Raw genomic sequence first — 13,727 nt, forward strand, 5'->3', positions numbered from 1 at the left:
TTGGCGTGTTCGCGCCGCCCCAAGCCAATAACAGGATCACCTAAATCGCATCGTGGGCGATGGTGCGCGGCCCTTGATCGTTGCGACGAGCGCGTTCAGCAATTTGGGGTCGGTACAGCAGGCGGCAAGGTTTCCGGGCGTGTCTGAAGTCTCATCCGGCTTGGCGCGAACTGTGCAGGCCGCCCCGCCCATCGCTCTTTCCGCCAGATCTGCCCAGTCACCGGCATAGGGTGCCAGGTTACTCGTGTCCCGGCGGGGGCCAAGCGGCCAGACCCGGTGGGCATAAGTGCCGTTGCGGATTGGCTGCGCGACCGGGCCGACCTGAAGCAGCCGGGTTATAGCAGGCTCGCCCCTTTGGACCGCCTCATCAATCTGGGCAGAGGCAGCTATAGCCCCAGCGCCGAAGGACAGCATCGACAGGGACCGTCCCTTGGCCGCCTCGATGCACAGGGCTGCACCGGCCTGCCACAGCGGCCCGCCCGGCTGCGCGGAGATCGCCGCGAAGTTTGCAAAATCCGCGAGCAGCCTACCGCAAAGACGCTCGGCGCGGCGTTCCAGATAACTCCCTGCGCCACTCGCCGCCTGTCCGAAACGGTCGCTGACCAAAGTAGCTTCGGCCCGCATACGGGAGGCAAATGTCGTAATCTCGTCAAGCCCGTAGGTGATGTGCAGCGGAAAGATCCTGTTGCTCAGCAGGACAGGCGTCAGGTAAGCGGCGACCCGGGCCAGCGTCTCAGCGCCAAGGAACGGATCGTGATGCAGGATCAAAAGGTGCGGGCAGCGCACACTGCTTTTGGGATCGCAAAGCTCGGCAACCGCCTCGCGTAGGGAGGCAAGGCCCAGACCAAGCCTGCCAACTTCGACAATTCCGTCGCGTTCGGCGTGGATGACATGACCCAAAAGCACGTGACGCGGCGCTCGCGGTAATTCTCGGATAGCCGCTGGAAGGGCCGCGTCGGCCTCATCGGATACCCTCGCTGCCGGGGCCAGTCCAAATCCTGATGGCGCAGGTGGGGCGAGGCGGATGATCCAGGCGTCGATCAGGTTCTGCGCCCAATCTTTGTAGCTCCAATGTGCGAGACCGTCGAGATCGTGCCAGCCGCCCCACTGCGGCCCCCATGAGTTTTGCACAATGAATCCGTCCGCGTCATAGCCGATGATAGCAAACGCATGTGCGCCGATACGGTCACGGCTGTAGCGGATCGAGTGGATGCGCTTGCCGTCGCTGCGTATCCATCCTGCGTGGATATGTGCCGAGACCGCGATTGCCCCCATCTCTTGTATTGCGGATTGAAAATCGGCCAGCCGGGGGCGCAGGCGGTAATAGGCGCCAGACGTGATGGCGCGCGCATTGCGGGCAACCTGCCTTGTCATCGTCCAGCCGCGTTGACCGGGCACCCACGGGGCAAGATCGGCAGTGCATGCACCTGAATAATGAAGCCCCTTGATAGCCGCGCGCAGGCTGGTTCCGCCGAGCCGGTCATCGATCCACTCATCCTGACTTTGCGCCATTTCATACAGCATCCGGGCACTGACCGCCGGGGCATTTGGTGCGGTCTGGCGCCGTTGCAGATCAATTACTGCGGCCAGCGCAAATCCAACGCAGGCCGCCTCTGATCGCTGGTTATGGATTATGCGGGCCGGATCACGAACCGGCAGGACTGCGTTGCGTGGCATACACATTGGCGGTGTGTAGAAAAAGTCGCGCGTATCTGGTCTGTCTTGCGTTGCTGCGGAAATCAAAGGTAGCGGAATGTCTGCCGGGTCCCCGCCGATAAAGGGCGACGCTGCCTCATCATCGGGATCGACCAGCGCGGCTGACCATGAATCCGGAGGACGCAGTTCCGGCGGTGCGCGCTCGGCTACGGGCAAGGTATTCTCTATCTCTTGGTGCATCCGAACCTCGCGCAATAGCTGAGGCATCGAAACCGCGCGATTGGCCTCTTCTGCGGCAGGATTGCCGCCCACTACGAACTGCCCGCCGCTGGTATGCAGGCCGACGATCCGCCCGGTGCGCAGACTAAAGACGGGCGAGCCGGAATTGCCGCCAAGCGTAGAGGCATCATGGCGCAGCATCAGGGCCTCGGCCTCAACATGGGTCGTGGCTGCTGGGGCCTGAGCGGGCGGCGCACCTAGGCAAAGACCGGGGCAAATGCGGCGAACGCCGAGCTCGCCCTCAAAGATTGAGGCGAAACCGCCGCTATCCTCCAGACCCTCTGGTACGAAACCTTGCGCCACAGGGTACCCCAGAACTGCCATCGGTTCGTCCGGGTCATGTGTCCAGTCCAGATCGGGCTCAAGCGGGGGAGGGACCACCGCAAGGGGGCGATCAAGTTCGCAAAGCAAGACATCCCAAAGCGCGTGCGGCCAGATGACCGACGTGATGTCGATGCCGTCTGCCTCCGGGTCCGGATTATCGGCAAAGGTGATCCGGGTCTGGCGCAATGCTGTAGGATCGGCCGGATCGACCGGGATGCGGCGAAGCCGCCGAATTGCACGCGTTTGAGAGTTCATCATATACCGCAGCACATGGCCGGCGGTCAGCAGACGGGCAGTTTCGCCGTTTGCGCCGGCACTGACGACCCATCCGGTCCCGATACGCATCCAGCCCTGTTGGTGGCGCACCTCAATCCTGCCGATCGCAGCGGAATGAGTGGCGGCAATATCAGCCAGCGATCCTGCGAAATCGCGAAACTCAACTGGGAGGAGCGGTGGAGGAGGGCCGGGCAATGCATTGTTCGCTAGCGCGATGCCCGGCCGCAGAAGCCGGATGATCCGCCCGACGCGTGAAAGGCTCCCGCGCGCGGCTGCACCGTCGTCACGCATCAGTGGGCGAAGATTGGAAACGATTTTAGAATTTTTCATCGGATAATCTCCGAAATAAAATTAGCACAACGCCAAGTTGCGCGAAAGCCTGTTAGCGAATCGTAAAATAAGGCATACTGGACCTACCCTACGTTTTATTTGCAGCACATCGCGCCTTTATTGACCGCAGCGATTTAGGCCGGTGAATTGATAAAGGGTTTGATCATGCCTATTGTTCTTCGCCTTTTCGTATTTGCTTTGGTTGCTTTATCTTTTGCCGCCGTGGCGCCTGTCCCGGCGCGGGCCGCCGAGCAGATTGAGACACGCCCGACGATGGCAGAGATTTGTCGAGAGGCGCCTGAGGACGGCAGGGTGATCTGCGCCGATGTTGGCGCGCTTGACCAAACGCTGGTTTATAACCGCTTCGGCTCGTTCAATCCGTTTGGGATGATCTTTGCGCTGGATCGCGATCTCGCTGTACTGCGCCGCGAGAGTGAGGCGCAGGCTGACCCATCGGTAGATTTGATAACCGCATCCGACTGCTCGGCGTTGACGGGGGCTGAACACGGCCATCCAGGGATCGCGCTAGAGGCTGGAAACGTACGCCTGAAGGATTGCAAGCGTCCGCGCCCACTGGTTCTGCGGGCAAATGTCGGAGACGTGCTGATCGTACGGGTGTCCAACTGGCTGTTCGATCCGGACGCGCCCGACTTCTCAAAGAATTTTTGCAAGGCCGCCCCGACCACCGATAGCAACGCCGAATCCGTGCGGCCGCATGTCACGCGAGGCAATTCCAGCGAACTGCGCCATCAGGAAGTGTCCTGCCTTGCCACCGATGCGCTGGAAGAGGACGAGGCTGCGCAAGACTTCCCCGCGCCCACCGACTGGCCCCGGACCCGGCATATCAACTTTGTCACCCAAGGTCTGATGCCGCTGCAGATAGATGGCGAAATTCATCCCGGATGCATCGGAACAGGCTCAGCGGGGCCGAATGAGAGCTTTCTCTGCAAATACAAACTGCCCCAAGAGGGAACCTACTTCTTTGCCTCGCAAGCGGCTCCGGCAGGGGGCGAGGGTAATGGCGGATCAATCGTACATGGTTTGTTTGGCGCGCTGATGGTTGAGCGGGCCGGCACCCGCAGCTTTCGCAGTCAGACATCGACTGCAGCCTTTGATGCCGTCTGGCCCCGCGCCGAAAATGGTGTCCGCCACGCGCGCAGCGAAATCCTCGATTACGAGCGCACGCTGGCCGATCATCTTGGCACGCCGGGGGCCGATCTTGAACAGCGCGCGCCGCTCCTTAATATGGCAATGGTGCTGGACGCGCCCGCACCGCAATCGCCGCCAGACCAGCGCGCCTTTGCTGAGGCCACCCGGCTGGAAATCGTGCATTCGGATCTGAATGCAATCATCTATTGCGATCCGGCGGTTGACGGCAATGATTGCCGCGCCGACCAAGCCAACACACCAGCACTTTCGCGCGAGCCGGTGTTCAAAGCCTTCCGTGAATTCTCGGTCTTCTTTCACGATGAGTTAAAAACTTTCTACACGCGCAACTACGAAGAACTGGCGCGGTTCGGCCAGCTTGCTGGCGTAAAGGATGGCTTTGCGATTAATTATGGCTCGTCTGGCATGGGCTCTTTGCTGCTGGCCAACCGCAAGGGACTGGGCCCGGCGGCGGAATGTGCTGAATGTATGTATGAGGAGTTTTTCCTCGCGTCTTGGGCCAACGGCGATCCGGCGCTCTTGGAGTGGTATGCTGACGATCCGTCGAATGTGCACCATTCCTACCTCAACGATCCGGTGGTTTTCCGCAATTTCCACGCTGGACCTAAAGAAACGCATGTCTTTCACCTGCACGCGCATCAGTGGTTCGCCGGTAATGACCCTAGCCGTGGGACCTACCTGGACAGCCAGACGGTCGCGCCGCAACAAAGCTTTACCTACAATATATATCATGGAGGATTGCGCGCCTTCGACGGTGCCGATGAAGGGTGGTGGGATACCCAAGGGTCAGGAAACCGCAACCGGACGATTGGCGATTCCATCTTTCACTGCCATCTTTATCCGCATTTTGCCCAAGGAATGTGGGCGCTGTGGCGCGTTCATGACGTTCTTGAGGACGGCACCCGCAAGCTGCCCGACGGTCAGTTAACGGCAGAGCTGTCGACACGGTTTCCGACGGCCGACGAACGCGGTCACAGCCGTCCCGGCTCGGTCGACAGGCTGACGGGCGCTTGGACCGGCCCCGAGGCGGGTGATCCGAATGAAAACAACGGAACGCCCATTCCGGCACTGATCCCCCTGCCGGGAGAGCCGCTGCCGCTGTTGCCGACCTACGCCGCTGATAGCGATGTGGATGATAGCGGCGCAGCGCCGGTGCTAAAAGCCGAGGCCAAGACGCCCATGCCCGGCTATCCATTCTACATCGCCGGCCAGCCGGGACACCGCCCACCGCAGGCACCGCTGGATATTGCGCGGGATCTGGGCGAGCACGCCGACGGCACGATTACGGACGCCTCGCCAGTCGCCGACATCACGGCTGAAATAGACGAACGGGTGAACACCGAGGCGTGGCTTGATGGCGGGATCGGGCGCCATGTGGTCAGCGATGGATCGCAGCGCGAACTCGGTTTTGCATTGCCACCCGATACGGCGGACCTGCTGGAGTCCGCCGCATTCGACGCACTGAGCGAAGAGGAGCGCGCCGCGCTGACTTATCAAATCGTCGCCAAGGCCTTTGCGCTGGGCGATCTCTCTGCCCATTTGACCGAGGCGCGGATTGAGACGCTGCCGAATGACGGCACTCGGTTAGAGCGTGCTGCGATGGGATTCCATTTCAACGGCCAGCTTTACCGCGCCGATGGGCTGAACGCCGCCTTGCGACTGACCGATTTCACGGGCACCGATCTGGCCGATGGTCCGGTCGACGGGCTTTACCCGACTGGGGATGCGCCGCTTCCCGATGGATCATTTCCTCTAACCCCCCGCAATGCATTTCCGGTCAACGGCAATGCGCCAAAACCCGGTGCGCCCTTCGCAGATCCGTGCGGAGTAACGGCGCCCGAAATGCGTGCCGAAGTGACACCCGGCATCGACCCACTGACGCGCAACGCAGATCCCGGTGATCCCTATTTTCACGATCCGTTGCTGCTGGGGTTCAGGCGGTACGAGGTGTCGGCGGTACAGCTCGACTTGATCGTGAACCGCGCGGGTTGGCACGATCCGCAGGCGCGCATCAATGTGCGGACCGCGCAAAGCGAACGCTTCAAGGAGGCGGCAACGCTGGAGGGTGCCAAGCCGATTTCGCCCACAATCAGCGATACCGAAGAGCCGTTCTTTTTCAGGGCACTATCGGGGGAATGCATCGAATTTCGGCATACCAACGAATTGCCCAAGGATCTGGAGCTGGACGATTTCCAAGTCAAGACACCGACAGACACAGTGGGCCAGCACATCCATCTGGTGAAATTTGATGTCACCGCATCTGACGGGTCCGGCAATGGCTGGAATTACGAGGATGGCACTTTTGCCGCCGATGAACTGGCTGCGCGGCGCTGTGCATCCGCAGGCAATGTGACCCCGCGAGAGGACGCAGGGGGGATCACGCTGAACGGCGGTGAATGCAACGGGTCCGACCCTGCGCAGAGTGATATCTGGCGGCTGAGCCGGACAGAGAACCGGGACAAGTTTCAGACCACCGTCCAACGATGGTTCGCGGACCCGATCCTAACGATGAATGGCGATACGGACGATCCGCAATTGCGCGACCGGACCTTGCGCACTGTGTTTTCGCATGATCATTTCGGTCCATCGTCAATCCAGCAGCACGGGTTCTACTCTGCACTGGTGATTGAGCCGGGCGTCGGCGTGCCGCCCGGCCCGCTCGGACAGCCCGACGCGACAGGCAGCGTTGGCGGCGAAATGGAACTGGCGTCGATTTGTAACCAGAGCGGCGGCGATTGTGTCGGGCCAATTCCCGACGCGAGCCGCCTGAACTCGGTCGCTTGGTCGGGCGAGGTCTGGGATGGCACAAAACGCCGGGTACGGATGCAAGGCACAAACCCCGCGCACCCTGATTATCGCGAATTTGCCCTTTCAATTGCGGATTTTGCACTGCTCTACGATCCGCGTGACCGCACCAGCGTCGCCGATCTGCAAGAGCCGGCAAAGTCCAAGGCGTACGGCGCAGGCGAGGCCGAAGAGCTAGCCTTTGCCGATGCCTTCGGCATGGGGCAGTTATTTTGCGAGGCCAAATGGCGGCTGAGCCCCGAAATGCTGGATCAAAAATGCGGGGTCGCAGCCACCTTGGAATTCGCGTCCGATTTCGAGTCGGCGGACGGTTTGACGAATGACAGCTGGTACCTGCCCGGCGATATGGCCCCCGCATGGATAGCGGGCGGGACGGCCGGCGACGAGGCCCATAGCGCGCGCCTGTTTGGTGATATGTTCGATGACACGGCCACCGATGAAGTGAGCGAACTTTTCGATCATATGGTCTCTTATCGGCAAAGGGCGGCAGGTTTTCTTAGCCCGCCCGACGACGATAAGGTTGCGTCGCTGGCCAAACCAGTCGCGCCGCCGATCCGGCCTGAATCGATCTCGGTCGATCACCACGATCCTTATCTGGTAAACTACCGCGGCGCGCCGATCCCTCTGCGGATAGGTGACAAGGAGGCGCTGGCGACCCCCTCAGATGACTGCCGCCTCCGTGATATGGGGGTGCCGGGCGAACACGCACTGGATGATGCCGGCAACCCGCTGAACGATCCTAGTGAGGTCGCAGAGACCTTGGCGAATGGGGATTTCGGCGAATGTTCCGTTGACATGCAGCTGACGGGATCTGCTGGCGATATGGGCGAGGCACTGCGTTCGGCAGTGCACGGCGATCCGGAAACTCTGATCCTTGAGGCCTATCAGAACGAGCGTTTGGTGATCCGCCTGATCCAAGGTGCGCAGGAGGTGCAGCATACGTTCAACGTCGCCGGGCTCGCGTTTCATCGCAACATCGATCAGGCGTATCCGGCAGGCAAGCAGCCACTGGGCCTGTCACAGGAGCGCCAAGACACGCTTTCGCTGCGCGACCGCTGTCTTGGGAATGGGGTGCCGCTTGGATCGCCCGTTCCTGCGGCGCTTGATGGGCGGCCGGATGAATACCGGACCTGGCGCGATACGGCTGAGGATCATGCGTCCCATTCCGAGTATTGGCGCGACTATGAAAAGTTGATCGCCGAATGTGACAACGTGGAGGGGTTTACGTTCGCGCAGGAGGTAGGGATTTCCGAACATTTCGAGATGAACGGATCGCTCCGGGCCGATGTGCCGATCAGCGTCGAGGCCGCCGCCTTTCCAGTCGCTGAGGAGCCATCGGGCGACGTGCCGGACAAGTCGTCAGACTTCCTCTACAGCTTTGGCTCGGTTGATGCGCTGTGGAATGGTGCATGGGGCCTCGTGCGCATCTATAGCGACCCGAGCGCGCCTGATCCGGCCACGGTTGCCGCGTTTAATCCAGGGTCTGATGCCGAGGAGGGCGATTCACCCGCTGCAAACGTTCCAATCAGAGACCGGCTCGGCGAGACAGGAGTGCGCGACGAAAGTTTGGGCGATGAGGGATCTGCCGTTGGCACCGGCGGGCTGATGTGCCCCTATCCGGACAAGGACGCGCCGCCGCAGCGTATCGTTGATGCGGTGCTTGCTGCGGTTGAGACCCGCACAGTCTGGCCTTCGGATGGCGGCACAAACTATGGGGGTGGGCGCTATGACCCCGATGGGCTGATGCTGGCGCTGTTGTCGGCGGATGATCTGGGCATTGAAGGCGGCGTCGCTGCAACCGATGGATGGGACGCGCTGACACGGCCGGACGTTCTGGACGCGGTAGCGCTGAACTACCGGCACGGACCACGCCCGATGACGTTGCGGGTGCGCGCAGGCGATTGTGTGCGGCTTCGTTACATCAACGCGCTAGAGCAAAGCGAGGGCGGGCTGAGCGACCTGCTGGGCGATGCGACAATGCCGCCAATTGTTCCGCTGAACACCGATCCATTCCCCCACGCGCCAGCACATGGCGGCAGCGATGGTCTGCTGCAACCTGTAGAGGCTGGGATGCGAAAAGGCGGGGTTCGCCCATCAGCGCAACTGGCGTTGAACGTGGGGCTGCCCGGTATGGACCTGATCCGCGATTTGCCGCTGGCTTATGGGTACGGCACTGCCGGGCTGCCCGCGGCGGAAGGCGACGGCGTCACTGTCAGCCCGCCATTCCTGTTTTATGCCGGGCGCATGCGGCTGGACCTGCCGGGCGAGGCTGCGTTAAACGATCTGCTCGTGCGGATTGCGGCGCGGACGGCACAGGAACTGGCAGCGTTGTCGCCCGCCTGGATATCGGACGGGACAGACACATTTCCAGCGGCTGGCGAGACTGATGTCTTTAATCCAAAGGATCTGCCGCCCGAGTCTGCCCAAGATGCCATCTTCTCGGTCCTTGGGGTGGGATATGCTTTGGAGCTGATACCTCAGATCGTGTCGGGGCCACTATCCCAGCGGCTGGATGAAGCACTACCCATCATCGACGCGTCGGAGGACGGGTTTGACACACTTGTCGCGGCGGTTTGTGAGGGTAGCGATTGTCTGGACACGGATACCGTGCGCGCACAGCTTATGGACGCCGCGCGCAACGCCGCGCTGGAGGAGCTTGACGCGCGGGTTCACTGGATGCCCTACGCCTTTGGGGCGGTGCCGATCCGGTCCACATCCGACGTCATCAGTCACGTCCAGCACGGTCTTTTCGGCGCAATCGATGTGGTGCCACGGGGCTGGACACCGGTCGGGTCAATGGGACAACAGCTGGATTGCGAGGTGATCGACCGATACGAGGTCTGCGGCGCGCGTCATTCCGAGGGCGCCGATCCGGTGCCGGGCGATGGCGGCACGATGCTGTTCGAGGCCGAAGGGCCGGAGGGTACAGTCGAACGCACGCGCGAATTTGTGCTCTATTATCAGGACGGTCTGAACCTTTGGGACGACGCATCGCGCATCGACTGGTCATGGCAGGACGAGAGTGCGACGCCCGCTGTTGAGCAGGATGGAACACCTGTCAAGATGGTACCGGACTGCATCGTTTGCGATGACAGCTATGATCGCGGTGAGAAGGGCGTGAACTATCGCTCGCCCTCGTTCACACAGGCGCTAACGACAGCCGCGCTAAGGGTGGAAGAGAGTGATGACCTGAATGCCTTTGTCTTTGCGCCTGACTACCTGACTGCGCATCCCGGCGCTCTGCGGCTAAAGGCATGCGAAGGCGAGCAGGTCGTGATCCGCGTGATCCATCCGGGCGGCCGTGCGCGACAGCGAGCGTTTGTGATGAACGGCTACAACTACGATGATCTGTTCCCCGGTTTTGGCTTTCCACGCTCTGTGCTGCTGGCACCGGGCAAGAGCATGACAGCATGGCTAACCCCAAAGGCAGTTCCGGGCGTTGCGGTCTGGCATGATGGACCGGCGCATATTCGCACCGGCGGCGTCTGGGGCCTGCTGGACGTGGCGGAGGCCGCGCAATGCGGTGGCTGATAGGTGCATTCTTGCTCATGTTTGCCGCGCCGCTAGCGGCGCAAGACGAACTGCGCCCCGCGCTGTCGGCCGACGTGGTATTCACCGAACTGACAGGCGCGGCGCTGGTTCGACCCGAACCGGGCAAGCCGTTCGAGGTCACGGTACGGATCGATAACCGGCTGGGCACTGATCCGCCTGCTGGCCTGCAACTGGCCGGGTGGTTCCGCCCTGTCGAGGACAACAATCTTGGCTGCGTTGAGGCGGCCCGCAGCTTTTTCGCCACGGGCCGTCTGCCGCGAGGCGCGATCAAGCTGAACGGGGCGCTGATCGGTGTCGCCTCAGAGGACGGATCGTTCACGATTGTTGACCCTGAGATCGATCTGGCCAGCGCCAACCTCGTCGGTGCCGCGCGCTTTGACGAGGCGCCGGCCACCCTTGTGGCCGATATTGCCGGACGCCGTTTCATTGCCGCATTGACGGAGCGGGGCGAGGTCTTGGAGATTGCAGTTCCCAGCGCCGCTCTAAGGGTACTGGCCGAAGGTCTTGCGCGTCCCGTCGCGATCCATCCAGTGCGTGGCGGCGACGTCTGGGTCGTCGAGTCGGGGCGCGGTAGCCTCAGCCGGATTGGTGCGGACGGTAGTTTGACGGTCGTGGCCACAGACGTCCGCCACATGCTGCCCTCGCCGCCGGGCGATACGTTGGCTGTGTCGGGGCCGGGAGGGGCCGCGCTCCGCGATGCCGCAACGGGCCGTATGCTGATTGAGGTCAGCGGACCTGCGGATCACGCCGTCGCACTAGCAGATTTTGATGAGACGTTCGCGCTGGCTTCGCTTGCCGCGGGCACTGTGGCTATTCGCTATACCGATGCGCCAGACACGCCTGTGATGATTGAGTTGCCCGCGCCTGCGACCAGGCTTGCCGCTGGACCCGAAGGGCGCTGGATACTGGTCTACGATCCCCGCAAGGCAGGCGACATGATGCTGATTGATGTGGGGCGCGGCGCGGTAATACAGTCGATTGCGACACCGGGGCCGATATCGGAAATCGCCTTTACTGACCGCGCGGCCTATCTGATGACGTCAGACCAGTCGCGGATTGGCGTGTTGGATCTAGCCGCGATCCGGTCTGATCGGCCGACGCAACTGCGCGAGGTGATGCTGGGGCAGGCGCGAAAGAAGCCCCTTGAGCATGGTGGTTATCTTGCGCCGCTTTGGCCGCAACCGGGGATGATCGCCGTTCACGCCGAAAGCTATACTGGCTTTATCGTCCATGATTACAGCATGATGGGCGACGCCCCGCCGATGAGTGCGATCCGCCTGAGGGGCGGCGTTCCGCGCCTTGTCACGGGGTTCGACCGCAGCTTTCGCGAAGTGTTGCCCGGTGTGTTTCAGACCACGGCGATGCTGCCAATCGCGGGCGAATACGAACTGGTGACGACGACCGGCATTGGATCGCTCTCCTTTTGTGCAGGCTTGCCCGCGATGGAAGGTGCCGGGGCGGGTGATCTGTCCGCGCCTGGCCACATGATCGCCGAGCGGATTGATCCCACCCATGTGCGCCTGAGCTTCCGGGGCGAGGACGGCGTGCCTGTCACAGACGCCCGGTTCCGGGTCCTTGTTACCGGGCTCGCCACACCTTGGAGGAACACGGTGGTATTGACGTCGGACGCTGCCGGTCAGGCTACAGACGCTCTGGCAGTGCCGCAGGGCGGGCCGGTGGTGATCGCCGCCCAAGGGCGCGACGGCCATTCCTTTCACCCTTTGGTAATGGAGACACCGTAATGCGCATATTTCAGGTTCTCGCAATCTTCTGCGCGCTGCCCTTTGGCCCCGCATCGGCGGCAGATGCACCAGCGGAGCTACTGATGCCCCCCAACATTCCGGTCACCGACAAGGATGGCCATACCGAAGGGTTTGTTACACGGCTGCGACCGCGCGGGCCGGTCATCATCAGCTTTTTCTACACAAGCTGCGAGTCGCTCTGCGATGTGACAAATGGCATCCTCTACGGTGTGGATCAGATCATTAGGGAAGAACGCTCAGAGCCGATTACCCTCGTCAGTCTCAGCATAGACCCCATGTCAGACACTCCGGACGCGCTGCATGCGAATGCGGCGAATTTTTCGCCCAGCAAAGAATGGCTGTGGTTGACCGCCGGCATGCGGGGGACCGATCCGCTACTGGATGGTCTTGGCGTCTCATTCGACAGCATCTTTGCCCATGACCCAATGTTCCTTGTCGGTGATTTTTGTTCCTCTCGATTTGTCCGGGTTATCGGCCTGCCCGAGCCGGCCCTGTTGATAGAGATGGCGCGAAAGATACCTGAATGCGTTGCGGGCTGATCCTAGCGTTTTTGGTCGGGGCGCCCGCCTTTGCTGAAACGCCGGGCGCCGCGCTTTACCTGCACGGCGAGGGAGCCGAGATCGCAATTGGGGGCGGCAGCGTCAGTTTGCCTGCCACGCGGTTTGCGTGCGCGGGATGTCATGGAGCAGATGGCAGAGGCCGCGCCGAAGGGGTGACGGTTTTTCCACCTGTTCGCTGGTCCGATCTGTCGGCGTCTGGACCCTACGACCGGATGAGCTTTGCCCGCGCGTTGACAGAAGGTGTCGCGCCCCATGGCCGCGTGCTGGCGCAATCCATGCCGCGTTTTCGCCTTGAGCCGGATGTGCTCGCCTCGCTTGTCGATCACCTGACTGCGCTGGATGCCAGTGACAGGGCAGGGGTGACAGCCACGCAGATACGTGTGGCCGCATCGGGAAACGCCGACCTCGACCGCGGATTTGCTGCGGCGATCGAGATATTCAATGCGGGCGGCGGCGCGTTCGGGCGCCAGATTGTCGCGACCCTAGACAGCGCGGCGCTCGATCTTGTCTCCTTTGATCAGGGTCAGGCGCCGCGCGTCAAAGCCGCCTGCCTCGCAGCCGCAATTGCCGCTATCCGCCAAGATGGGTACGAGGCAGTGCGCCTGGCCGGCCCGTCCGGCGATGATATTGCTTACCGATTGCGCGCTGCTGGTCTGTTGGTTGATCCTGATTCCGAGGCCGTCCTTCATGCAGGTGAACCGGATGTCACACCGGCGGCGCCGGGATTGACCCACTATGGCTGCATTGATCAACTTGGCCCTTTTGTAGCTGAGCTGGTGCGCGGGGGTAATCACGTGGCATTGGCTGTTCCTGATCGGGCAGCGCTTGGCTGGGCGGCGGCATCGCACCGATCGGCAGACGCCATGCGGGGGTTTGCCTTGGGGATGCTGCTGGGCCGCGCGGCGCTTACTGCTGGCCGCAAGGTCACACTGGCCGAACTTGTGGAAACTGCCAGCGCGCTTCCGATAGTTCCGGAAATTGTGCGCTTGGCACCGTGACTGGTAGCGGTGGCGCG

General features: G+C 62.0%; 5 protein-coding genes. 4 read left to right on the forward strand and 1 reads right to left on the reverse strand.

Annotated elements, in window-relative coordinates:
• Window positions 1–36: 36 nt before the first annotated feature.
• Entirely contained in the window at window positions 37–2,865 is a 2,829-nt protein-coding gene (locus MK6180000_RS05450; protein WP_138933812.1) for a trypsin-like peptidase domain-containing protein, read from the reverse strand.
• A gap of 165 nt (window positions 2,866–3,030) precedes the next feature.
• Here MK6180000_RS05450 and MK6180000_RS05455 point away from each other — a divergent pair, with 165 nt between their 5' ends.
• The 4 genes from MK6180000_RS05455 to MK6180000_RS05470 are packed head-to-tail and all read left to right on the forward strand — an operon-like array spanning window position 3,031 to window position 13,710.
• Window positions 3,031–10,368 (forward strand): cupredoxin domain-containing protein, encoded by a 7,338-nt coding sequence (locus MK6180000_RS05455; RefSeq protein ID WP_138933813.1) that lies wholly within the window; start codon window positions 3,031–3,033, stop codon window positions 10,366–10,368.
• Window positions 10,356–12,131 (forward strand): hypothetical protein, encoded by a 1,776-nt coding sequence (locus tag MK6180000_RS05460; protein WP_138933814.1) that lies wholly within the window; start codon window positions 10,356–10,358, stop codon window positions 12,129–12,131. The genes MK6180000_RS05455 and MK6180000_RS05460 overlap by 13 nt, the downstream gene beginning before the upstream one ends.
• Window positions 12,131–12,691, forward strand: a complete 561-nt coding sequence (locus MK6180000_RS05465; protein WP_138933815.1) for an SCO family protein — start codon at window positions 12,131–12,133, stop codon at window positions 12,689–12,691. The genes MK6180000_RS05460 and MK6180000_RS05465 overlap by 1 nt, the downstream gene beginning before the upstream one ends.
• Window positions 12,676–13,710 carry a cytochrome c gene (locus MK6180000_RS05470; RefSeq protein WP_138933816.1) on the forward strand — a complete coding sequence of 345 codons (1,035 nt, stop codon included), beginning with the start codon at window positions 12,676–12,678 and terminating at the stop codon, window positions 13,708–13,710. The genes MK6180000_RS05465 and MK6180000_RS05470 overlap by 16 nt, the downstream gene beginning before the upstream one ends.
• The last annotated feature ends 17 nt before the right edge of the window (window positions 13,711–13,727 follow it).

It is taken from the genome of Roseovarius arcticus, assembly GCF_006125015.1.
Lineage (GTDB): Bacteria > Pseudomonadota > Alphaproteobacteria > Rhodobacterales > Rhodobacteraceae > Roseovarius > Roseovarius arcticus.

Bases quoted from the DNA above. Each gene is read 5' to 3' on its own strand.
- MK6180000_RS05450 (WP_138933812.1), bottom strand. From the start codon at position 2,865: ATGAAAAATTCTAAAATCGTTTCCAATCTTCGCCCACTGATGCGTGAC.
- MK6180000_RS05455 (WP_138933813.1), top strand. From the start codon at position 3,031: ATGCCTATTGTTCTTCGCCTTTTCGTATTTGCTTTGGTTGCTTTATCT.
- MK6180000_RS05460 (WP_138933814.1), top strand. From the start codon at position 10,356: ATGCGGTGGCTGATAGGTGCATTCTTGCTCATGTTTGCCGCGCCGCTA.
- MK6180000_RS05465 (WP_138933815.1), top strand. From the start codon at position 12,131: ATGCGCATATTTCAGGTTCTCGCAATCTTCTGCGCGCTGCCCTTTGGC.
- MK6180000_RS05470 (WP_138933816.1), top strand. From the start codon at position 12,676: ATGCGTTGCGGGCTGATCCTAGCGTTTTTGGTCGGGGCGCCCGCCTTT.